The sequence below is a fragment of the Roseobacter sp. S87 genome (assembly GCF_055693285.1).
This window is the reverse complement of the sequence record NZ_JBVFTR010000004.1, coordinates 1,035,281-1,057,681: the sequence shown is the minus strand read 5'-3', so window position 1 is coordinate 1,057,681 and position 22,401 is coordinate 1,035,281. Positions and strand designations below refer to the sequence as shown.

The 22,401-nt window shown below is 60.8% G+C and carries 23 protein-coding genes and 1 pseudogene; 13 read left to right on the top strand and 11 right to left on the bottom strand.

Annotation, left to right across the window (positions count from 1 at the left end; genetic code table 11):
* Positions 1–11 precede the first annotated feature (11 nt).
* Both ACZ1HA_RS06095 and ACZ1HA_RS06090 read left to right on the top strand, forming a co-directional pair.
* Positions 12–644 carry a MarC family protein gene (locus ACZ1HA_RS06095; RefSeq protein ID WP_472713252.1) on the top strand — a complete coding sequence of 211 codons (633 nt, stop codon included), beginning with the start codon at positions 12–14 and terminating at the stop codon, positions 642–644.
* Between the two features lie 54 nt (positions 645–698).
* Positions 699–1,280 carry a retropepsin-like aspartic protease family protein gene (locus ACZ1HA_RS06090; RefSeq protein WP_472713251.1) on the top strand — a complete coding sequence of 194 codons (582 nt, stop codon included), beginning with the start codon at positions 699–701 and terminating at the stop codon, positions 1,278–1,280.
* A 3-nt stretch (positions 1,281–1,283) separates the two neighbouring features.
* Here the strand turns inward: ACZ1HA_RS06090 and ACZ1HA_RS06085 are convergent, their stop codons facing one another.
* Together ACZ1HA_RS06085 and ACZ1HA_RS06080 are read right to left on the bottom strand one after the other, a co-directional pair.
* Positions 1,284–1,745 (bottom strand): DNA polymerase III subunit chi, encoded by a 462-nt coding sequence (locus ACZ1HA_RS06085; protein ID WP_472713250.1) that lies wholly within the window; start codon positions 1,743–1,745, stop codon positions 1,284–1,286.
* Positions 1,746–1,749: 4 nt separating this feature from the next.
* Positions 1,750–3,222: a leucyl aminopeptidase gene (locus ACZ1HA_RS06080; RefSeq protein ID WP_472713249.1), complete on the bottom strand. Its 1,473-nt coding sequence runs from the start codon at positions 3,220–3,222 to the stop codon at positions 1,750–1,752.
* A gap of 133 nt (positions 3,223–3,355) precedes the next feature.
* Between ACZ1HA_RS06080 and lptF the strand changes: the two genes are divergently transcribed.
* From lptF to rsmA, 6 genes and pseudogenes are all read left to right on the top strand, one after another.
* Entirely contained in the window at positions 3,356–4,483 is a 1,128-nt protein-coding gene (lptF, locus tag ACZ1HA_RS06075; protein ID WP_472713248.1) for an LPS export ABC transporter permease LptF, read from the top strand.
* On the top strand, positions 4,480–5,577 hold the full coding sequence (lptG, locus tag ACZ1HA_RS06070) for an LPS export ABC transporter permease LptG (RefSeq protein WP_472713247.1): 1,098 nt from the start codon (positions 4,480–4,482) through the stop codon (positions 5,575–5,577). The genes lptF and lptG overlap by 4 nt, the downstream gene beginning before the upstream one ends.
* A gap of 4 nt (positions 5,578–5,581) precedes the next feature.
* Positions 5,582–7,708, top strand: a complete 2,127-nt coding sequence (locus ACZ1HA_RS06065) for an LPS-assembly protein LptD (protein WP_472713246.1) — start codon at positions 5,582–5,584, stop codon at positions 7,706–7,708.
* 5 nt (positions 7,709–7,713) lie between these two features.
* On the top strand, positions 7,714–8,934 hold the full coding sequence (locus tag ACZ1HA_RS06060; RefSeq protein ID WP_472713245.1) for a peptidylprolyl isomerase: 1,221 nt from the start codon (positions 7,714–7,716) through the stop codon (positions 8,932–8,934).
* Complete coding sequence (gene pdxA, locus ACZ1HA_RS06055) at positions 8,931–9,908, top strand: 4-hydroxythreonine-4-phosphate dehydrogenase PdxA (protein ID WP_472713244.1); 978 nt, start codon at positions 8,931–8,933, stop codon at positions 9,906–9,908. Before ACZ1HA_RS06060 ends, pdxA begins: the two co-directional genes overlap by 4 nt.
* Position 9,909: 1 nt before the next feature.
* Positions 9,910–10,751 (top strand): annotated as a pseudogene (gene rsmA / locus ACZ1HA_RS06050) (16S rRNA (adenine(1518)-N(6)/adenine(1519)-N(6))-dimethyltransferase RsmA).
* Between the two features lie 46 nt (positions 10,752–10,797).
* On the opposite strand, the gene ACZ1HA_RS06045 reads toward rsmA, so the two are convergent.
* The 3 genes from ACZ1HA_RS06045 to prfA all read right to left on the bottom strand — a co-directional run bounded on the left by ACZ1HA_RS06045 (position 10,798) and on the right by prfA (position 13,462).
* Positions 10,798–11,349, bottom strand: coding sequence for a DUF4167 domain-containing protein (locus tag ACZ1HA_RS06045; protein WP_375227918.1), 552 nt, complete (start codon positions 11,347–11,349; stop codon positions 10,798–10,800).
* 224 nt (positions 11,350–11,573) lie between these two features.
* Positions 11,574–12,410, bottom strand: a complete 837-nt coding sequence (gene prmC / locus ACZ1HA_RS06040; RefSeq protein ID WP_472713243.1) for a peptide chain release factor N(5)-glutamine methyltransferase — start codon at positions 12,408–12,410, stop codon at positions 11,574–11,576.
* Positions 12,407–13,462 (bottom strand): peptide chain release factor 1, encoded by a 1,056-nt coding sequence (gene prfA, locus ACZ1HA_RS06035; protein WP_472713242.1) that lies wholly within the window; start codon positions 13,460–13,462, stop codon positions 12,407–12,409. The genes prmC and prfA overlap by 4 nt, the downstream gene beginning before the upstream one ends.
* 62 nt (positions 13,463–13,524) lie before the next feature.
* Between prfA and ACZ1HA_RS06030 the strand changes: the two genes are divergently transcribed.
* Positions 13,525–13,812, top strand: a complete 288-nt coding sequence (locus ACZ1HA_RS06030; RefSeq protein ID WP_375227921.1) for a hypothetical protein — start codon at positions 13,525–13,527, stop codon at positions 13,810–13,812.
* Here ACZ1HA_RS06030 and ACZ1HA_RS06025 read toward each other — a convergent pair.
* The 4 genes from ACZ1HA_RS06025 to ACZ1HA_RS06010 are packed head-to-tail and all read right to left on the bottom strand — an operon-like array spanning position 13,756 to position 17,271.
* Positions 13,756–14,157, bottom strand: coding sequence for a DUF1499 domain-containing protein (locus ACZ1HA_RS06025; RefSeq protein WP_472713241.1), 402 nt, complete (start codon positions 14,155–14,157; stop codon positions 13,756–13,758). The two genes, ACZ1HA_RS06030 and ACZ1HA_RS06025, sit on opposite strands and share 57 nt — an antisense overlap.
* Positions 14,158–14,179: 22 nt before the next feature.
* Positions 14,180–15,157, bottom strand: coding sequence for an agmatinase (gene speB / locus ACZ1HA_RS06020; protein ID WP_472713240.1), 978 nt, complete (start codon positions 15,155–15,157; stop codon positions 14,180–14,182).
* Entirely contained in the window at positions 15,129–16,097 is a 969-nt protein-coding gene (gene speB / locus ACZ1HA_RS06015; RefSeq protein ID WP_472713239.1) for an agmatinase, read from the bottom strand. The genes speB (ACZ1HA_RS06020) and speB (ACZ1HA_RS06015) overlap by 29 nt, the downstream gene beginning before the upstream one ends.
* A 4-nt stretch (positions 16,098–16,101) precedes the next feature.
* The gene (locus tag ACZ1HA_RS06010) at positions 16,102–17,271 is read right to left on the bottom strand and encodes a M20 aminoacylase family protein (RefSeq protein ID WP_472713238.1); all 1,170 of its coding nucleotides are present in this window, start codon (positions 17,269–17,271) and stop codon (positions 16,102–16,104) included.
* A gap of 63 nt (positions 17,272–17,334) precedes the next feature.
* On the opposite strand from ACZ1HA_RS06010, the gene mazG reads away from it, so the two are divergent.
* Complete coding sequence (gene mazG / locus ACZ1HA_RS06005; protein WP_472713237.1) at positions 17,335–18,150, top strand: nucleoside triphosphate pyrophosphohydrolase; 816 nt, start codon at positions 17,335–17,337, stop codon at positions 18,148–18,150.
* Here the strand turns inward: mazG and ACZ1HA_RS06000 are convergent.
* Entirely contained in the window at positions 18,147–18,557 is a 411-nt protein-coding gene (locus tag ACZ1HA_RS06000; protein ID WP_375227925.1) for a hypothetical protein, read from the bottom strand. The genes mazG and ACZ1HA_RS06000 overlap by 4 nt on opposite strands.
* A gap of 85 nt (positions 18,558–18,642) precedes the next feature.
* Between ACZ1HA_RS06000 and ACZ1HA_RS05995 the strand changes: the two genes are divergently transcribed.
* From ACZ1HA_RS05995 to ACZ1HA_RS05985, 3 genes are read left to right on the top strand one after another with little or no spacing between them, the layout of a single operon-like run.
* Positions 18,643–19,584, top strand: a complete 942-nt coding sequence (locus ACZ1HA_RS05995) for a nucleoside hydrolase (protein ID WP_375227926.1) — start codon at positions 18,643–18,645, stop codon at positions 19,582–19,584.
* The gene (locus tag ACZ1HA_RS05990; protein ID WP_472713236.1) at positions 19,581–20,030 is read left to right on the top strand and encodes a GNAT family N-acetyltransferase; all 450 of its coding nucleotides are present in this window, start codon (positions 19,581–19,583) and stop codon (positions 20,028–20,030) included. Before ACZ1HA_RS05995 ends, ACZ1HA_RS05990 begins: the two co-directional genes overlap by 4 nt.
* 41 nt (positions 20,031–20,071) lie before the next feature.
* Positions 20,072–21,484 carry a protein adenylyltransferase SelO gene (locus ACZ1HA_RS05985; RefSeq protein ID WP_472713235.1) on the top strand — a complete coding sequence of 471 codons (1,413 nt, stop codon included), beginning with the start codon at positions 20,072–20,074 and terminating at the stop codon, positions 21,482–21,484.
* Here the strand turns inward: ACZ1HA_RS05985 and ACZ1HA_RS05980 are convergent.
* Entirely contained in the window at positions 21,481–22,368 is an 888-nt protein-coding gene (locus ACZ1HA_RS05980; RefSeq protein ID WP_472713234.1) for a DMT family transporter, read from the bottom strand. The genes ACZ1HA_RS05985 and ACZ1HA_RS05980 overlap by 4 nt on opposite strands.
* Positions 22,369–22,401: the final 33 nt, after the last annotated feature.

The window sequence follows — 22,401 nt, the reverse complement described above, 5'->3', positions numbered from 1 at the left end:
GGCAGGCTGACATGATCATCGACAGTGCATTCCTGATCACTGCCTTTGTCACCATGTTTGTGGTGATTGATCCCATCGGTCTGGCACCGCTGTTTGTCGCCCTGACACAGGGGATGTCCGATCAGGCCCGGCGCCGGATTGCGGTACGGGCCACGCTGACCGGCGTTCTCATTCTGCTGGCCTTCGCGGCCTTCGGGGAAGCACTCCTGAGCTTTATCGGCATCTCCATGCCCGCCTTCCGGGTCGCGGGTGGTGTCCTGCTGTTTCTGACGGCGCTCGACATGTTGTTTGAGCGGCGCACAAAACGCCGCGAAGACCAGTCCGAAGAAGATGACCACGATGACCCCTCCGTCTTTCCGCTGGCGATCCCTCTGATTGCGGGGCCCGGCGCCATTGCTTCTGTGATCCTGCTCATGGGTCAGCGTCCCGGGGTTGAGGGCACGATCATGGTGCTCGGAGTAACCGGAGCCGTGCTGTTGATCGTGCTGGGGTTCTTTTTTGCCAGCGGCATCATCGAACGGGCGCTCGGGCGCACCGGGATCACGGTGGTGACACGTCTGCTGGGCATGCTGCTGGCCGCCCTCTCCGTGCAGTTCGTGCTTGATGGCCTCGCCGCCTTCGGGTTTGGCCCGGGCACAGGCTGAAATCCTGCCAGCGCGCGCCTATATAAAGGTCAGACACAGCGCAGGAGAGCATCCGTGACCGGAAACGACGTCGGCAGCCTGATTTACCTGATCATCCTTGGTCTGATGGTCATCAGCTGGTTTGTCGCACAGAACCGGGCCTCCATGAACAAAACGTTCCAGGCAGCGGCCGTATGGGCGCTGATCTTTCTTGGCGCCATCGCGGCTTACGGCCTCTGGGACGACATCAGCAATACGGTCATGCCACGCCAGACCAGCTATGCCGACACCGGACAGACCGTCGTGCCCCGCCACGCCGACGGGCATTATTACCTGCGCGCGGTTGTGAATGACACGCCGGTCGATTTTGTGATCGACACCGGCGCCACGGACATGGTGCTGACACGGCGTGATGCTGAAGCCATCGGTCTTGATCCGGAGACCCTGATCTATTCCGGTCGGGCGATGACCGCCAATGGTATGGTGGAAACAGCGGCGGTCCGGCTGGACAGCGTCAGGCTGGGCTCGGTGACCGACACTAATCTACCGGCTGTGGTAAACGGCGGAGAAATGTCACAATCCCTGCTGGGTATGAACTACCTGCAGCGGTGGGGCAGCATCGAAATCTCCGGCGGGGAACTGACGCTGACGCGGTGACGATCAGGTCTCCGCCTTTTTCTCCCAGCGACCCGACTCCTCGGACCAGTACTCCGCCGTCACACCGGCGTCCTTCAGCATCTTCCACTGCCCCCGTGCCGTGTGCACAGCTGCAGGGTCATTGCCGTCAAACAGGACACAGACACGGGAAAGGGCATTCACTTCGTCCGGCGTGACCGGCGCACCATCGACGGTCATCACGCAATCCGCGCCGTTCGGAGCAGGCTCTGTCGCGGTCGACAGCAGAATGGGTTGCTGCGCATCGTGCGATCCACCTGCCAGCCCATGCGGCAGAAAACCGTCAGCCGGCGCAAGCCAAAGCTGCTGATCCAGCCAGTCCATCCGGGAAAGTTCGGTCCCACGCACCAACACGCGCCATCCTGCCTGCCCCGCCTTATCGAGCAGCATGGCCAGCGTCTGTTCCAGCGGATGCCGGGTCAGATGGTAGAACATTGCCGTGCCCAAGGGATCACTCCGTTTCGTAGTTGTCCGCAATCAGCCGGTCGAGCGCACGCACCCCCCAGCCCGTTGCCCCTTTGGGCGCGAGGGGCGTCTCTGACTTCAGCGAGGCAACCCCGGCAATGTCCAGGTGAATCCACGGCATGTCGTCACGCACAAACCGCTGCAGATACTGCGCGGCGGTGATCGAGCCACCCGGCCGGCCACCGATATTCTTCATATCAGCCACCGGCGACTTCAGCATGTCATCATAGGCCTGCCCCAGCGGCATGCGCCATGCTCCTTCGCTTTCATCATCGGCCGCGCGCAGGAAGGATCTGCAGAAATCATCATGGTTCGAAAAGACACCCGCATTCTCGTGCCCAAGACCAATAATGATCGCTCCGGTCAGCGTTGCCAGATCAATCATACCCGCAGGTTCGAACCGTTCCTGCGCGTACCACATAACGTCACACAGAACGAGGCGCCCCTCAGCATCCGTGTTGAGGATTTCCACGGTATCGCCCTTCATCGATTTGACGACATCGCCCGGACGGATCGCAGAGCCTGACGGCATGTTTTCGACCAGCCCCACCAGGCCCACGACATTCGCTTTGGCTTTGCGCAGGGCAAGGGCACGCATGACCCCGGCCACAGTGCCGGCCCCACCCATGTCCATGGTCATGTCTTCCATGCCAGCTGCCGGTTTCAGGCTGATGCCACCGGTGTCAAAAACGACGCCCTTGCCGACAAGCGCCAGCGGCGCCTCGCCTTCAGCGCCGCCATTCCACTGCATAACCACGACCTTCGATGGGCTGTCCGAGCCCTGTCCGACCGCCAGCAGCGTACGCATACCCAATTCTTCGAGTTGTTCCTCGTCCAGCACTTCAACCTGCAGACCAAGACTTTCCATCTGCTCCAGGCGGTCCGCGAATTCCGTCGTCGTCAGCACATTCGCAGGCTCATTGACGAGGTCGCGTGTGAAAAAGCACCCTTCGGCAACCGCGATATGCGGGGCGGCGGTGGCGGCCGTCGTTTCGGGATCGCTGCACATCACCTCAACACTGCCAGCCGGCGCCGTGGCAGAGGTTTTATGATCGTCAAAGCTGTAGTCGCGCAGCAGAACACCGGACACCAGATGACCAACACGGCGCAGCCGCCCGGAGGCGATCAGCAGATCCGCCCTGCCCCGCAGTTTGCCAAGCGCACCGCCTGCCCGGCGCGCCAGCGTTTCCGAGGCATTCCGCGGCAGACACACAACATCAACCGCCCGGGCCGACATGCCCGCAGGCCAGGCCAGCGTCAGAACACTGCCCTCTTTCAGCCCGTCCTCAGACTCGGCCTCCAGCGCCCGTTTCAGCGCCCCTTTGCAGAGCCGGTTAACCCGGCGCCCTGCCACGTCCAGACGCCCTTCGGCATCGACAATGACCGCGATCCGGCCTGCATGTTCCGCAAAGCGTTCAATGTCCTGAGCGGAAAAACTGACGGGCGTTGGCTGGGTCATGGATGCGTCCTTTCATGGTGTCCTGCTTCCGACCTAGCGCGCTGCGCTTCGGTTGACCAGATAGCAGTTTTATACCCCGTCTGATTGGTCTAGTCTGGCCGCGACGGCGCCGAAGTGACTGAAGGGGGACAGCTTGGTCAGAATTGACAGATATGTGCTGTCGCAACTGCTGCTGCTGTTTGGGTTTTTCGCACTGGTGCTGGTCGCTGTTTTCTGGATCAACCGCGCCGTGGTGCTGTTTGACCGCCTGATCAGTGATGGACAGTCTGCCCTTGTGTTTCTTGAGTTCACCGCGCTCGGCCTGCCAAAACTCATTACAACAGTTCTGCCCATCGCGACCTTCTGTGCGGCTGTGTACGTGACCAACCGTCTGAATAACGAGAGCGAGCTTACCGTTATGCAGGCCACCGGCTCGGGGCCGTTCCGGCTGGCCCGCCCGGTCCTCGTCTTTGGTGTGATTGTCTTTGTCATGGCATCCGTGCTCCAGCATTTTCTGGTGCCACTGGCACAGCAACAGCTGGACGAGCGCGAAGCAGAAATATCACAAAACGCGACCGCCCGTCTTCTGACCGAAGGAACCTTCCTGAACCCTTCGGCAGGGGTGACCTTTTACACCCGCGAGATTGATGCCGATGGTGTACTGCGCGACGTGTTCCTGTCGGACCGGCGTGATCCCACCGAAGGCGTCATTTACACGGCCACCGAAGCCTATCTGATCAGAAACGGGACCGGTACAACGCTGATTATGGTGGATGGCATGGCCCAGCGTCTGGGGACGTTCCGCAACCGGCTGTCTATCGCGAATTTCCGGGATTTCTCTTTTGACATCTCATCGCTGGTACGGAACGACACGCGTGTCACGGTGCGTGCGCGTACTATGACAACACCACAGCTTCTGACACCGCGTGAGGAGCTTTCAGAAAGAACAGGCCAGCCGGAAGGCACTCTCGCAGAAGAATTCCATGCACGGTTTGCTGAACCATTGTTCTGCATCGTCGCAGCACTGATCGGGTTCACGACCCTGCTCATTGGCGGGTATTCACGGTTCGGCGTCTGGCGCGAGGCTTGTCTCGCCTTTGGCCTGCTGGTCCTGATTGATGGCGTGCGCAGTACACTCGTAGACCCCGTCCGGGACGACGCGCGGCTCTGGCCGATACTCTACCTTCCCGTGCTAACCGGTGCACTGGTGGCTCTGAGCATGCTCTGGATTGCCGCCCGACCCAAACGACGCCGGCGTGTCGCAAAGGAGGTTGTGGCGTGATTCTGCACTTTTACTTCGCCCGCCGGTTTGCCATGAGCATTCTTGTAATCACGGTGGTTCTTTTTGCGCTCGTGGCGCTTGTCGACCTTGTGGATCAGACCCGTAAATTCGGTGATTTCGGAATCAGTTTTGCTCAGATCCTGGGGCTGACGCTTCTGAATGTGCCTGAAACCATCAATCAGATCCTGCCGCTCATTATGATTCTGGCGACCGTCGTCCTGTTTGTCGGTCTCGCACGGTCGTCCGAACTTGTCGCCGCCCGGGCTGCCGGGCGATCTGCGCTGCGGACGCTGATCGCACCTGTTGTTGTGGCAGTCATCATTGGCGGACTTGCTGTGACCATGCTGAACCCGATTGTGGCCGGCACTTCGGCCAGATACAGCCAGCTCACGGAAAGTTACCGCTCGGGAGGCGCGTCAACCCTGTCCATCTCGCGCGAAGGCCTGTGGCTGCGACAGGGCAGCGAAACGGGGCAGACAGTCATCCGCGCGTGGCGCTCAAACAAAGATGCGTCAGTTCTTTATGATGTGATGTTCATGGAATACGCGCCGGGCGGTAACCCGGTCCGGCGGATCGGAGCCGAAAGCGCCGCCCTGGAACCCGGGGGCTGGGTGCTGAAGAATGCCAAGGAATGGTCACTGCGGGAGGGCCAGAACCCCGAAGCAAATGCGCAGGTCCACAAACGGCTTGAAGTACCATCCACGCTGACCCTTGAACGCATCCGCGAGAGCTTTGGCCGGCCGGGCTCGATTTCGATCTGGGAACTGCCTGATTTCATAGACCAGCTGGATCAGGCGGGCTTTTCATCGCGCCAGCACAGGGTCTGGTTTCAGTCCGAACTGGCACGCCCGCTGTTCCTGATGTCGATGGTTCTTGTTGCGAGCGCGTTTACCATGCGCCATACCCGTTTCGGGGGCACCGGTATGGCGGTGCTGGCTGCTGTATTGTTGGGGTTCAGTTTGTATTTCATCCGCAGTTTTGCGCAGATCCTCGGGGAAAACGGTCAGATACCGGTATATCTTGCGGCCTGGGCCCCACCTGCTGCCGCTGTTCTGCTGGCGCTTGGCCTCCTGCTTCATGCGGAGGACGGCTGATCTGATGCGACTGATTCTGACTCTGCTGCTTTTGGTTCTGGCGCCGCTTATAGTTGCCGCGCAGGATGCCGGTGACGGACAGAAACCTGCGGTCCTGATCGCGGATGAACTTTTTATCAGTCAGGACCGCGTGCTGGTCGCGCGTGGAAACGTAGAAGCGTTTCAGGGCACGTCGCGCATGACCGCCCAGGAAATCCGCTATGACCGCAGCACCGGTGCTCTGACGGTGCAGGGCCCCATTGTTCTGACGGACGCTGGCCAGAGCACCATCCTGGCGTCAGCCGCCGAACTGGACAGCAGGCTGCAGGCCGGTCTTCTGAAGGGCGCACGTCTGGTGCTGAGCCAGCAGCTTCAGCTCGCAGCCATTCAATTGCAGCGGGTCAGCCCCCGTTATGACCAGCTTTACAAAACAGCGGTGACCTCGTGTCAGGTCTGCGAAGACGGCAAGCCTCCTCTCTGGCAGATCCGCGCCAAACGCGTCATCCATGACCGCGAAGAACGGCAGCTTTATTTCGATCAGGCACAGTTCATGATCCGTAATACGACGATTGCCTATCTTCCACGCCTGCGCCTGCCGGATCCCACACTTGAGCGTGCAACCGGTTTTCTGATCCCGTCCCTGCGCACGACGTCCGAACTCGCGACCGGAATCAAGGTTCCCTATTTTATCGTCATTGACGACCATCGCGACGTCACTGTAACGCCCTACATCTCATCCCGGACACGCACCCTCGAGCTGCGGTACCGTCAGGCTTTTGTGAACGGACGTATCGAGTTCAACACGGCGATCAGCCGCGATGACGAACGCCCCGGCGACACGCGTGGGTATGTCTTCGGATTCGGTGCCTTTGAACTCCAGAACGATTTCCGGCTGACCTTTGACATCGAAACGACCAGTGATGACGCGTATCTCAAAGACTACGATTTCTCGGACAAAGACCGGCTCGACAGCGAGCTCAATGTGCAGCGGGCGCGTCGGGATGAATTCATCTCAGGCAGCCTCATTGCCTTCAGGTCACTGCGGGACGAGGATGATAACTCGACACTGCCGACCATTGTGGCGGACGGGGTTTATGAAAAGCGTTTCTTTCCTTCGCTCACGGGGGGCGAATTCCGGCTGAATGCCAAAGCACACAGCCATTACCGCTATTCTGACGACGATATTGTCGGGCGCGACGTTTCCCGCTTTAATGTCGATGCCTCCTGGCTGCGGGGCTGGACACTGCCTGGTGGCCTGCGCACTGAAACGACGCTGACCCTCGCCGGAGACATCTTCAACGTCACCCAGGACAGCACAACCAATCAAAACCAGACCCAGCTGACCCCGGGTGGCGCCATCGCATTCCGCTATCCGATGGCGCGTCAATCCGCGGAAGGTGTTACGCACTTTCTGGAGCCGGTCGCCCAGATCGGCTGGACAGGTGGCGACCGGCTGGACATCCCCAACGAAGAAAGCACACGGGTTGAGTTTGACGCAGGTAACCTGCTGTCACTTTCGCGGTTTCCGGCGCCCGACCGGCGCGAAAGGGGCACGGTCGGCGCCTACGGGATCAACTGGGCGCGGTCTGATCCGGAGGGGCTGGAGACATCGCTGACACTGGGGCAGGTTTTCCGGAACATGGCAGATGACAGCTTTTCAGAATCTTCCGGTCTGACGGGCGGGACATCTGATTTCCTGGTGGCAGGACAAATGAAAACGCGCACCGGTTGGGCCATCACAGCCCGAACTCTCTTCAGCGACAGTTTTGACTTCACAAAGGCCGAGATCCGCGGACAGTACAGCAACGCACGCACGAGCGTCACCGGAATGTACCTGTGGCTTGTGGAAGATGCGGATATTTCCTCCGCAGACGACGTATCTGAGATCTCGCTCGACGGCTCCTACAGGGTGGACCGGCACTGGACGGCAAATGCGGACTGGCGGTATGACCTGACTGACAACCGGGCGACCACTGTCGGAATCGGGTTCAACTACAGCAATGAATGCGTGACGGTGGATGTCTCGGCTGCGCGCCGCTTTACAACCTCGACAAGCCTTGAGCCTTCGACCAGTCTGGGGTTTAACATCGGCCTGCGTGGCTTCTCGGCACGCAAAGGCACAGATACATACGCAAGAACATGCAAAAGCTAGGCAAAATGAGCATCATAAAACGTCTGGGAACTGCTGCGGCACTGGCCGTAGCCACCTTCAGCGCCGCGCCGGTGGCAGCACAGGGCCTGTTTGACCCGGTGGTTTTCGTCAATGACGACGTTGTGACGGAATACGAGGTGGAACAGCGGCAGCGCTTTCTGACGCTGCTGAACGCACCCGGCAGTTCCCGTGAAGCGGTAATCGAAACGCTGATCGACGAACGTCTGCGGGCGCAGGCCGCAGATGACGCCGGACTGACCCTTACCCCGGAAGGTCTGGAAGCCGGAATTGCGGAGTTTGCCGCGCGTACAAACCTGGAACCGGATGAGTTCATAGCGCAGCTTGAACAGAACGGCGTGGACCGCGCGACACTGGTATCGTTCCTGAGCGTCGGCCTGACGTGGCGCGATCTGATCGCCGGGCGTTTCGGCCGTCGTCTGCAGATTTCCGAAGAAGAGATCGACCGCGCGCTCGCGTCCTCTACCAGTTCCGGCGGTATCCGTGTGCTGGTTTCGGAGATCATTATCCCCGCACCTGCGGACCGGCGCGCCGAGGTTGAGGAACTGGCCCGCGAGATTGGACTGTCCCAGTCCGAGGCCGAGTTCTCCGACTATGCCCGCCGGTTTTCTGCAACGGCATCGCGTACGTCAGGCGGCCGGCTGCCCTGGCAACCTCTGGCGCAGCTCGCGCCTGTACTGCGGCCTCTTCTGTTGTCACTCGCTCCCGGCGATGTGACTGATCCGCTGCCGCTTCCGGATGCCGTGGCCCTCTTCCAGCTTCGCGACATTCAGGAAACATCAGCTGCAGAACGCGCCTATGCGTCCGTTGAATACGCCGCCTACTATATCCCCGGCGGTCTCTCACCTGCCGGCCTGGCTGCTGCCAGTGATCTGCGTGCTGAAACCGACAGCTGTGACGACCTTTTCGCAACAGCCCAGGGGCAGCCCGAAGAAGTTCTGGTCCGCGAAGCCCTGCCGCCTGCAGAAATCCCGCAGGACATCGCCATTGAGCTCAGTAAACTTGATCCGGGCGAGATTTCGACGGCCCTGACGCGCAATAACGGCCAGACGCTGGTTTTCCTTATGCTCTGCGGTCGTACAGCGGCCGTGAACGAGGAAGTCGAACGTGAGGATGCCGCCGCAGCGATCCGGTCGCGGACACTAAACAACTACTCCGAGGGCTACCTCGCACAGCTGCGCGCTGACGCCCGTATCGAAACACCATGACCGACCGGCCATTGCCGGTGCTGATCACCTGCGGCGAGCCCGCAGGAATTGGCCCGGAGATCGCTGTGGGCGCCTGGTCGGCGCTGCGTGATACGGTGTGCATGGCCTGGATCGGTGATCCCCGCCATCTTCCCGACGAAACACAATGGCAGGAGATCAGCACGCTGGATCAGGCCGGAGCGGTTTGTGCAGAAGCCCTGCCTGTCCTGCCGCACAGGTTCGATGGGACTGCGGACAAAGGTGAGGCTGACCCGCGGAATGCGCAGGGTGTGATTGATGTGATTGCGCGCGCCGTTGACCTCGTGAACACGGGACAGGCCGCGGCCCTGTGCACGGCCCCCATCCACAAGAAAGCACTGATTGACGGGGCTGATTTTCAATATCCCGGTCATACCGAATACCTCGGCGCTCTGGCCGGACAGAACACCCGGGCGGTGATGATGCTGGCCTCTGAGGCACTGCGCGTTATTCCCGTGACGATCCACATTGCCCTGCAGGACGTGCCACAGGAACTGACGCCGGAGTTGCTGCGCGAAACAGTGGAAATCACCCACCGGGATCTGCGCGACAGGTTTGGTATTGCGAACCCGCGCCTTGCCGTGGCCGGACTCAATCCGCACGCGGGCGAAGGCGGTGCGATGGGACAGGAAGAACTCGACTGGATCGCACCTCTGATCCGGGACATGGCTGGTGAGGGCATGCAGATCAGAGGCCCGCTGCCCGCGGATACGATGTTTCACGCAGCAGCCCGCGCGGGCTACGACGCGGCGATCTGTATGTATCACGATCAGGCGCTGATCCCGATAAAAACCCTGGATTTTGACCAGGGCGTGAACGTGACCCTCGGGCTGCCATTTATCCGCACATCACCGGACCATGGCACCGCGTTTGATATCGCCGGGAAAGGCATTGCCAACCCTTTGAGCATGACAGAAGCTATCCGTCTCGCAGCACGCATGGCCGGAGCGCTCTGAGATGGCCACAATCGACAATCTGCCCCCCTGCGCGAAGTCATCCGCACCCACGACCTGCAGGCCCGCAAATCCATGGGGCAGAATTTTCTGCTGGATCTGAACCTGACGGCGAAAATTGCCCGTCAAGCCGGCGACCTGTCCGCCTGTGATGTCCTGGAAATCGGCCCCGGCCCGGGCGGTCTGACGCGCGGGCTGCTGGCCGAGGGCGCGCGCAGGGTGCTTGCCATAGAAAAGGACGCGCGCTGCCTGCCCGCCCTGCAGGAAATCGCGGATGCAAGTCCGGGCAGGCTCGAAGTCATAAACGGTGACGCGCTAGACATAGATCCGCTGGATCGTCTGACACCGCCCATACGGGTTGCGGCGAACCTGCCCTATAACGTCGGCACGGAACTGCTGGTACGCTGGCTGACGCCTGCTGAATGGCCGCCCTTCTGGCAGAGCCTGACCCTGATGTTTCAGCGTGAAGTGGCAGAACGGATCGTGGCGCAGCCCGGCAGCAAAGCCTATGGCAGACTGGCGATCCTGTCACAGTGGCGGGCGGATGCACGGATTGTGATGCAGCTGCCACCTGAAGCATTCACACCCCCGCCGAAAGTGTCGAGCAGCGTTGTGCATCTGAATGCGCTGGAGCGACCTCGCTTTGAGGCCGATGCGGCCGTCCTGAGCCGCGTTGTGGCTGCGGCCTTCAATCAGCGTCGGAAAATGCTAAGGGCCTCGCTGAAGGGGGTCGCACCGGATATCGAAGATCGCCTGATCGCGGCAGGCATTCGCCCTACGGATCGCGCGGAACAGATCCCCCTGGAAGGTTTTTGCGCCTTGGCCCGCGCGGTCGCTCGGACCTGAACGCAACGAACTGAACTGACGGAAAGAAGCGAAACCGCAGGATGGCTTACTCAGCCGCCTCCGGCGCATCATCGCCGCCACCTGAGGGTTTCTCAGGGGCATCATTGTCCGCCCGCTGACGCGGTTTGCGGCGCGGTGCGCGACGCTGGCGGGGTTTGCTCTCCGGTGTCTCAACCAGATTGCTGTCGCCGTCTTCACTGCTGTCACCGCCCTGCGGCTGCTGGTCGGGCTGGTTCTGCTGCTGTTGCGCTTCGCGTTCCTGACGTTCCGCACGTTCGCGGTCACGTTCCGCCTGGCGTTCGCGGTTCTGGCGCTCCTGCTCTTCGCGGCGCGCTTCAATCTCGCGCTGCGCCTCGCTCAGCATGCGGGTGTAATGCTCCGCGTGCTGCTGAAAGTTCTCAGCCGCGACGCGGTCATTGCTCAGTTGCGCATCCCGTGCAAGCTGGTTGTATTTCTCGATGATCTGCTGCGGCGTGCCGCGGACCTTCCCTTCCGGGCCCGAACTGTCGAACACACGGTTGACGACGTTGCCGCCCTGATTGTTATTCGACCGGTTACGGTTGCTCTTCGAGCGGGACCGGGATCTCGATGATTTCATGAAGCTGTCTCAGCCTTCGTGCTGTTGATCGTAGGGCCGGTTGCGCGCTGCGCGCTTTGTTGGACCGGAATGCGATATGTTGGGCTTAACGCCGCGCGGGACCATGCCTTTGGCATATCCACCGCTGCAACGCCCTAGGAATAAGCACGGCTCATGCGTTGCCGCAAGGGGTATTCCGGTTTTTGGGTCATATTACGCAGTTTTTCGTGTCTTTTCAGACCAATTCACCCCGGTTTAGCCGCTGAAACCACCCTGTCACGGCCGTCCAGATCTGGGAGAATCGCCACCTCACCCCAGCCCTGGTCGCGAAAGATATCCCTAACGGCGCTGCCCTGCTGCCATCCGGTTTCAACCAGAACGCGACCCTCGGCGCTCAGATACTGCTGGGCCTCTGCTGCAATCAGGCGGTAAACGCTCAGCCCGTCCCCCTCGTCTGTCAGGGCCATGCGGGGTTCGTACCGGCTGAGTTCGGGTTGCACATCGGCCATTTCACCCGCGGCCAGATAAGGTGGATTGGAAATGATCAGATCAAAACGGCCTTCGACCTTTTCAAACCAGTCGGACTGCAGCACTTCGGCACGTTCCTGAACGCCGAGGCGGACCAGATTGGCGCTGGCCTGCAGACAGGCGGCCTCACTCAGATCCACCGCCACACCCGTGGCAGCGATGCGTTCCGCCAGCAGCGTCCCCAGGATACAGCCGGACCCGGTGCCAAGATCCAGAACGCGCGCGAACGGTGCCGCAAGTGCAGCCTCAATCAGGCTTTCGGTCTCCGGGCGCGGGTCCAGCACGTCCCGGCTGATGGCAAAGTCGCGCCCATAGAAAGCACGTGCGCCGATCAGCTGTGACACCGGAACACGTACCGCACGAAGTGCGATCAGCTGATCATAACGTTCGGCTATTTCCGGGGCGATATCTTCCGGCGCAATCAGGGTCACGCGCGCCGCGTCCACCTGTGCTGCGTGCGCCAGCAGCAGCCGGGCATCGCGCGCCGGGTCCGGCACACCAGCGGCCCGCAGACGGGCAACGGCCGTGACCATCGCTTCGGCGGCTGTGGTCATGCGCCCATCTCGGCCAGCATCCGCGCCTGCGCATCTGCCGTCAGCGCGTCAACGATTTCATCGAGATCACCCTGCATCACAGCATCCAGCCGGTAGAGCGTCAGATTGATCCGGTGATCCGTCACGCGCCCCTGCGGGAAATTATACGTCCGGATACGTTCTGACCGGTCACCGGAGCCGACCTGTGCGGCGCGGTCGGCAGACCGTTCGCTGTCTGCCCGGCTGCGTTCCAGATCGTAGAGCCGCGCACGCAGCACCTGCATGGCGATCTCGCGGTTGCGGTGCTGCGATTTCTCGGAACTGGTCACGACCAGCCCCGTCGGCAGATGGGTGATGCGCACCGCGGAATCGGTTGTGTTCACGTGCTGCCCGCCCGCGCCGGACGCCCGCATCGTATCGATGCGCAGGTCACCCGGCTCTATGCGGATGTCCACGTCTTCAGCTTCCGGCAACACGGCGACCGTTGCAGCCGACGTATGGATCCGGCCACCGCTTTCAGTGCTGGGCACACGCTGGACCCTGTGCACGCCGCTCTCAAACTTCAGACGGGCAAAAACGTTCTGCCCGCGGACATGGGCCGTCATTTCCTTTACGCCACCCAGTTCCGTTTCCTGCAGTTCGACCACGTCAAAGGCCCAGCCCTGCGCTTCGGCATAGCGCTGGTACATACGCATCAGATCGCCCGCAAAAAGTGCCGCCTCGTCACCGCCCGTGCCCGGGCGTATTTCAAGCATTGCCGGTTTGGCATCGGCCTTGTCACGTGGCAGCAGCGCCAGCTGAAGGGCGGCTTCAGCCTCGGGAATGGCAGCTTTGAGCTGAGGAATTTCTTCGCGGGCCAGTTCCGTCATATCAGGATCGGCAAGCATCTCTTCGGCATCCGCAAGATCACTCAGAAGCTGGCGATAGGATGCAATCTGTTCCACCACGGGCCGCAACTCGGAATACTCCCGCCCGAGTTCCGCAATGTCAGCTCCCGAGGCCCCATCGGCCATCGCCGCCTCCAGATACTGAAAGCGGGCGGTGATCTGTTCAAGGCGGTCCATCGGGATCATGCCTCTGCAATCCGACATTGAAAGGCATTGGTCAAGGCGTGCTGACGTGATAGGATACGCGCATGAAACGGTTTATTTGCATTCTGATCCTTGCGGGCCTGCCAGCCTCTGCAGATGTGACTTCACCCAGTGGGAAAACGGTAGACTGCTACTGCACGGACCGCACCGGCTCCCGCATTGAACTGGGTCAGACCATCTGTATGCAGGTGGACGGGCGTATGTTCATGGCCCAGTGCCAGATGTCTCTGAACGTGCCGATGTGGCGGGAAGTGGAACCCGGTTGTCTGTCCTCCTCACTCGAAGGTGGTCAGAACCTGCTCCAGTCTCCGGCGGTTTACCCCCAGATCTGAGTATCCGAACCGCAGCCTGGCGTGCGCACGGAGTGTACCGTCGGTCTGCTGCAGCGTTGTGTAGTCCGGAAATCCGAACACGCGGGACCGCGTGACATAGGTGATCAGCCCCTTGTCGACGGAGCCGGCCAGCAGGGTCGTGCGGGGCAGCGCCTGCATCACAGCATCTGCACGTTTCAGCGCGTCCGGCCCCGCCGGTATGACACGGATTGCCCCGCCGGCCATATCCTGATCGCTGTCCGCGGTGACAGGACGGTGCCATCGGTCAGGATCATGCGGTGCCATCCGGGCGGCCACCATGACCGCCAGCACCAGCAGAACCGTTCCACCGAGGATCAAACGCATACCGGCCCCTTCCCTGTCCGGATCAACGGAACTTGACACCGGGCAGCACACAGAGCAGCTCGAACAGTATATTCGCGCCAGTCAGTGCTGTGTTGCCCGAAGTGTCATAGGGCGGGGACACCTCAACAAGGTCGCAGCCCACGATGTTCAGACCCTTCAGTGCGGCGATCAGTTCCATGGCCTGCGGTGTGGTCAGACCACCGATCTCGGGTGTCCCTGTGCCGGGCGCATAGGCGGGATCGAGGCTGTCGATGTCATAGGTGACATAGACCGGCGCATCGGGTCCTATATCACGCCTGATCTCGCCGCCCAGCGTGGTCAGACTGCGGTGCCAGAGTTCGCGCGCCGGAAACTGCTGGAACCCCCAGCGCTGTGCCTCTTTGAAATCATCCGCAGTATATCCCGACCCCCTGAGCCCGACCTGATACGTTTTCTGCGGATCGATCAGCCCCTCTTCATAGGCCCGGCGGAAAACGGTGCCATGTGTCTCGCGTTCGCCGAACATATCCTCGTTTACATCCGCATGGGCATCCACATGCACAAGAGCCAGCGGGCCGTAACGTTTGTGCATCGCCCGCAGGATCGGCAGCGTGATGGAATGATCCCCGCCGATCGCCATGGGCATCGCGTCGTAGTTCAGGATCGCATCATAGCTCGACTGAATGATCTGCAGGCTTTCCTTGAGGGAAAATGTGTTGATCGCGAGATCACCGATGTCGGCAACCTGCAGGCTGTCAAAGGGGGCGGCCCCGGTACCCATGTTGTATGGCCGGATCATAGCACTTTCCGCGCGGACCTGTTTTGGCCCGAACCGGGTGCCGGACCGCCACGAGGTGCCAATGTCCAGAGGAATGCCCAGCACCGCCACATCAAGCCCCTTGAGATCATTGACCATCGGCAGGCGCATGAAACTGTTCGGACCCGAAAACCGCGCGAGATCATTGCCGCTGATCGGTTGATTTTTTCGGCCATTACGCGCCTCCCCGCAGCTTCCAGCCAATCAGGCACAACAGTTCTGTCGCCACATGTGCGCCGGCAATGGCAGTAGCACCAGTCGTATCAAAGGGCGGTGACACCTCAACAACATCGCCGCCAACGATGTTGATACCGGCCAGATCCCGCAGCATAGACGCCGCCTGCGCCGACGTCAGACCACCCCACACCGGTGTGCCGGTTCCGGGCGCATAGGCCGGATCCAGTGCATCAATGTCAAAAGTCAGATAGGTGGGACGCTCGCCCAGAATGTCGCGTATCCGCGCCACCGTTGCGACCGGGCCCTGTTCGTGCACCTCACGTGCGTCGATGACATTGACGCCCAGTGTGTCCTCGTTGGTGGTCCGGATGCCGACCTGCACCGAGGTTGCCGGATCCACGATGCCGGACTTCACCGCCTTATAAAACATGGTGCCATGATCCACGCGGTCCATGTCATCGTCGGGCCAGGTGTCCGTGTGCGCATCAAACTGGAGCAGGCTGATGGGCCCGTATTTCTCGGCATAGGCTTTGAGGATGGGAAAGGTGATATAGTGGTCACCGCCCAGAACGACGCTGGGCACATCATGGGCAAGGATACCGCGGATATGATCGGTCAGCGCACCGGGAAACGCGGGCACATTGGCATAATCAAAGGCCAGATCACCGTAGTCCACGATGGCGAATTCCTGCATCACATCAAAGGGCCAGCCATAGGGCGCATCAGGGGCCTGAAGGGTCGAGGCCTCGCGGATCGCGCGTGGCCCGAGCCGGGTGCCGGTGCGGTTGGTCACCGCCTGATCAAACGGCACGCCGGTCACAGCAATATCTGCGATACTCAGGTCTTTGGTGTACCTCCGGCGCAGAAACGAGGTCGCACCGGCAAAGGTCAGCTCAAAACTGTTGCCCTTCAGATCGTCGCGCGTGAAGGCATGATCAATCTGGTTCTTTGCGTCTTCCAGTGCCATTGCGTCAGGATCCGGCCACCGGCTGTGCGCGCTCAACGATCCGCGCAAAGAACGAAGCACCAACCGGCCCGATCTCATCATTGAAGTTGTACTGCGGATGGTGGCACATCGGCCCCTCACCCTGACCGAGGAAGAGATAGGCGCCGGGCCGCGCTTCGAGCATGTATGCAAAGTCTTCTGCCCCCATGACCGGCGTAACATTGGCATCCACAGCATCCTCGCCGGAAATCTCACTGGCGACCTCAGCCGCAAAAGCCGCATTGTCCGCCCTGTTGATCGTGGGTGGGTATCCGTAGGTGTAATCAAGATCGGCGGTCACACCGTAAGATGCCGCCTGCCCGGCCATGATCTCTTCGATGCGACTGACCGCCATTGCCTGCACATCCTTGCTGAAGGTGCGCACTGTGCCATTGATCTCGCAGGTTTCCGGAATGACGTTATGCGCAGTGCCCGAATGGATCTGGGTGACGGAAATGACCAGCTGCTCCATCGGGTCGCTGTTGCGGCTGACGATGCTCTGCAGCGCCTGCACCATAGCGCACCCTGCTACCACCGGATCCACACAGGCGTGCGGGCGCGCGGCGTGACCGCCAACACCGGAAATCCGGATGGTGAATTCATCTGCCGCAGCCATAATCGGCCCCGGGTTTACACCGAAGGTGCCAGCCTCACGGGTCGGGTTGTTGTGGATGGCATAGACCTGCCCGATATCGAACTGGTCCATGATCCCCTCCTGGACCATCGCCTCTCCCCCGCCGGTGTTTTCCTCGTCCGGCTGAAAGATCAACGCCACGCGGCCTGAAAATTTCCTTGTCTCTGCAAGGTACTTGGCGGCCCCAAGCAACATGGCCGTGTGTCCGTCATGACCACAGGCGTGCATTTTCCCCGGATGCGTCGACGCGTATTCCAGCGGCGCAGTTTCCTCCATCGGCAGGGCGTCCATGTCCGCACGCAGACCAATTGTCGGCCCGTCCCCCTGCCCGTTGATGATCGCAACAATGCCCGTCGTCGCAAACCCCTCGTGCACCTCATCCACCCCGAATTCCCGCAGCCGTTCCGCCACGAAAGCCGCCGTTTTGTGGCATTCGCGTCCCAGTTCCGGGATGGTGTGCAGGTGCTGACGCCAGGCCGTGATCTCTTCCTTCATGGCGGCAATACGGTTTACGACGGGCATGGGGTAGACTCCTTGGGGAAAAACCATTCAGGTGCATCAGACACCGAAGAGGCGCGCGCTGCAATGGCAGAAGACCTGATCCACAATACCAATGCGGGAATTGAACGCCTTCTGGAAATTATGAGGCGTCTGCGCGACCCGCAGACCGGCTGCCCATGGGATATTGAGCAGGATTTCGACAGTATCGCGCCCTACACAATCGAAGAAGCCTATGAGGTCGCCGATGCTATTCAGCGCCGCGACTGGGCCGAGCTGGAGGGCGAGCTTGGCGATCTGCTGCTGCAGACGGTCTATCACACCGCAATGGGCGAGGAAGCCGGGCATTTCACTTTCCAAACCGTGGTCGGGGCCATTTCCGATAAGATGGTCGCCCGTCACCCGCATGTTTTCAGCGACGAGAGCCGGGACAAAAGCGCGGATCAGCAGACGGCGGACTGGGAAAAGATCAAGGCAGCGGAGCGTGCGGGAAAAGAACAGAAAGGCACACTGGACGGCGTTGCCATCGGTCTGCCCGCCCTTCTGCGCGCCCTGAAACTGCAGAAACGCGCAGCCCGGGTGGGTTTTGACTGGCCCTCAACGGATGAGGTGATGGACAAGATCACCGAAGAAGCCGCAGAACTTGCTGAGGCACGCGACACGCTGAGCCAGGCGGAGATCGAAGAGGAGTTCGGTGACCTGCTGTTTGTGATGGCAAACCTTGGCCGGCACCTCGGGCTGGATCCGGAGGCGGCGCTCAGAGCCGCCAACGCCAAATTCACCCGCCGTTTCGAAGGCGTCGAGACGCGCCTGGCTGAGATGGGGAAAACACCGGCCGACAGCGATCTGGCGGAGATGGATGCGCTCTGGGATGCGGTAAAGGCTGACGAACGCCGCAGCTAGCGTTCCGTGACGCGAACCCCAAGAGCGACAAGCTGCCCAATGAAGGGCCCGCGCGGCGGAATATCGCCGCTGAACACACGGATGACATCGCCGGAAACCGTGTGAACTTCCATGTCCGTGCTGTCGCTCCATTCGATGAATTCGACTTTTTCAATGTCCCGCAACGCGACCGCACGCGGACGCTGCCACGGCGACAGGATCAGGGTATCCCGCGTCAACCGCAGGCCCCGAACAGGGTTTTTTATCAGTTCATTCAGCAAAAACGCGGCAACCGGAACCCAGACGACCCAGATATACCATGGCGCGCTCTGCGTGGCAGCCATGGTCAGCACCAGGACCATCAGGATACTCGCGATCCAGACGACCGCGCGCCGGCCCTGGAGCCTGTATGCATAAACATCTTCCATGCTGCCTGTATCCCGAAAAAATACGGCACCGTTTTGACGACAATGTGTACTGGACTCTCGCTGTCCGGCGCTTCAGAAAGCGCGCATGGGAAAGCACAGAATTATCATCGATACAGATCCGGGTCAGGACGACGCGGTTGCCATTCTGCTCGCACTTGGAAGCCCCGAAGAGATCGACGTGCTGGGTATTACCTGTGTGGCCGGCAATGTGCCGCTGGAACTCACTTCGCGTAACGCGCGGATGATCTGCGAACTGGCGGAGCGCCCTGATGTTCCCGTCTATGCAGGCTGCGACCGTCCGCTGGGACGAGATCTGGTCACTGCAGAGCATGTACACGGCAAAACAGGCCTTGATGGCCCGGAACTGCCCGATCCTGAGATGCCGCTACAGGCGCAGCATGCCGTTGACTACATTATCGAAACACTGCGGTCGGAACCGGAAGGCAGCGTCACCCTGTGCCCGCTGGGACCGCTGACAAATATCGCCAAGGCGCTGAAACGCGCGCCGGATATCGCTGACAGGATCCGGGAAATCGTGCTGATGGGGGGCGCGTATTTCGAGGTAGGTAACATCACACCGGCCGCGGAATTCAACATTTATGTCGACCCGCAAGCAGCTGATATTGTTTTCAAATCCGGTATTCCGATCGTGGTTATGCCGCTGGATGTGACACACAAGGCACTTGTTACGCAACCACGCAACGAAGCCTTCCGCGCGCTCGGCACGCCCGTAGGGATCGCCGTGGCGCAGATGACAGAGTTCTTTGAGCGCTTTGACAAGGAAAAATATGGATCCGCCGGCGCGCCTCTGCATGACCCCTGTGTGACCGCGTATCTGATCCGCCCGGACATCTTTACCGGCCGTCAGATCAACGTGGAAATCGAGACGGATTCTGAGCTGACGATGGGCATGACTGTTGCAGACTGGTGGGGTGTTACGGACCGGCCTGCCAATGCGCTCTTTATCGGCGATCTGGATGCGGACGCGTTCTTCGGGCTGCTGACGGAACGGCTGGGCCGCCTGTGAGTGCCTCTCTGACCCTCGCAGCACCGGAGCATTTCGAACGGCTGGACGCCCTTGTGGCCGCGTTCCACACGGAACAGGGCATCACTCTGTCCGCTGAGGCCCGGCAGAACGGCATTCTGCCTCTGCTCGAGGGCATCCCGCACGGAGCCGCTTACCTGATCGGTCCGCCACGGGCTCCGATCGGCTATGTCATTGTCACCTTTGGCTGGTCCGTCGAATTCGGCGGCCTCGACGGGTTCATTGACGAAATCTACGTGCGCCCCGGTGTCAGAGGGCGCGGGGTCGCCTCGGAAACGCTGCAAAGCCTGCCACGTGCGCTTGCCGGTGCCGGGCTGAAGGCGCTGCACCTTGAAGTTGACCGTGATGAGACCGCCAAACACCGCCTTTACGCCCGCGCGGGTTTCCGCGAGCGTGACCGCTATATGCTGATGACACGTTCTTTCTGATCCGGCTGGTGCTGCGCGCGGCCTGGGCCTATATCAGGGGCATGCAGGTTACCGTTCCTTTCGACAATTCCTATGCGCGGCTCCCGGAGCTGTTCTACACCCGTCAGGCGCCGACGCCGGTGCGCGCACCCCGCCTCATCGCGTACAATGAGGAACTGAGCCAGCTTCTCGGTCTGGCGGACGCCGATGACCAGGACCGTGCCGCGGTCTTTTCCGGCGTTCGCGTGCCCGACGGTGCGGATCCGCTGGCGCAGCTTTATGCCGGCCATCAGTTCGGCAACTTCAACCCCCAACTGGGCGATGGTCGCGCCATTCTGCTGGGCGAGGTCGTGGGCACCGATGGTGTGCGGCGCGATATCCAGCTCAAAGGCTCGGGGCCAACGCCTTATTCCCGTATGGGGGATGGCCGCGCCTGGCTTGGGCCTGTGCTGCGTGAATATGTTGTGTCCGAGGCGATGCATGCGCTTGGTGTGCCCACAACGCGCGCGCTGGCAGCGACCCTGACCGGCGAGGATGTGCTGCGCGAATCCGTGCTGCCCGGCGCCATACTGACCCGTGTGGCGGCCAGCCATCTGCGGGTGGGCACCTTTCAGATTTTTGCCTCCCGCGGACAAAAGGATGCGCTGCGCGAACTCACACAATACGCTGTCGCACGGCACTGGCCGGAGGCGGATGGCCCCATGGGGCTGTTGCGCGCGGTATGTGCGGCACAGGCTGATCTTGTAGCGAAATGGATGTCCCTTGGGTTCATCCATGGTGTGATGAATACAGACAACTGTACAATCTCCGGCGAGACGATTGACTATGGGCCCTGCGCCTTCATGGATGAGTTCAACGCCGATACGGTATTTTCATCCATCGACAGACACGGGCGGTACGCCTGGTCAAACCAGCCGGGCATCATCGTCTGGAACATGGCGCAGTTTGCGACTGCACTGCTGCAGCAGCTGGACGATCCGGCGGAAGGCGTCGCAGAGGCCACTGAAATCGTACACGCAATGCCGGATCAGGTGGAGGCCGCACGTCTGAAGGCTTTTGGCTCCAAAATCGGTATTTCTGCGCCTGAGCCTGCGGATACTGCGCTGATCGACGACCTGCTGGCTCTGATGCAGGATCAGCAGGCCGATTTCACGAATACGTTCGATGCGCTCGCTCGGGGAGAGGCCCGCGACCAGTTCCTGAACCGCGAGGCAATTGACGCCTGGCATACGCGCTGGCTGGAGCGGATCGGACGCGAAAAATCACCGGAGAGTGTTATGCAGGCGTCCTCTCCCCGGATCATTCCGCGCAACCACCGCATTGAGGAAATGATCACCGCTGCTGTGGCGGACGATTTCGCACCATTTCAACGCCTTATGAACGCGCTGCACAATCCGTTCAGCACTGATGACACCGATCTGATGCGCCCACCCACAACGGCTCAGCGCGTACCGGCAACCTTCTGCGGGACTTAAGCCGCGCGGGGACGGCGGTTGATCAGCCAGATGCCGGCCGCCACCAGAACCAGCGCCATCCAGACCTGCGGGCCGACATGTTCGTCCAGTAACAGCCAGCCCAGGATCACGGCAAAGACCGGCGACAGAAAGCTGAAGGACGCAACAGATGAAGCCGGGTAAATGGACATCAGCCAGAACCAGGCGAGGAAGCCAAGGCTTGCCACTGCCACGATCTGAAAAAGCAGTCCGGCATAGTGGATAGGCTCCGGGTCACGCAGGAACTCACCGATAAACAGCGCCGCAACCAGCATCACCGGTGCAGAAATCACCACCTGAAACAGCAGTTGCTGGGCGGGCGGTACAGTACTGAGCGGGGTGATTTTGACGCAAAGCGCAATCCCTGCCCAGCAGAGCGCCGACGTGAGCGCCATCAGATCACCGATCAGACTGGCACTGACATCGCTGCGGTCCAGCAGCGCCAGCGCGACGCCCGACATCGCCAGCACCAGGCCCACAATGCGCAGGCCGGTGAGCCGGTCCGAAGGCATCAGAAAATGGCTCGCAATCGCCAGCCAGACGGGCATGGAATAGAAAATCACCGACGCCCGGCTGACTGTCGTGAAATCGAGCGCCGAAAAAAGCACCATGAATTCAAGGCCAAAGAGCAGGCCCGACATTACACCGGCGGGCACAGCGGCCCGCGGAACACTCATTGGGATACCGCGCAGTTTCATCCAGATCAGCAGCACAACAACCGCACCTGCGGACCGGACGCCTGCAGAAAAGACCGGCGCGAAACCGTCATTGGTCACTTTGATAACCACCTGATTGAACGCCAGGTGCAGCGCAAAGATGATCAGTGCAACCGAACCGAAAGCGTCTATATGTGATTTGCGTTCCATGCCGCCACAAGGCGTTGCAGCGGCATGAATGTC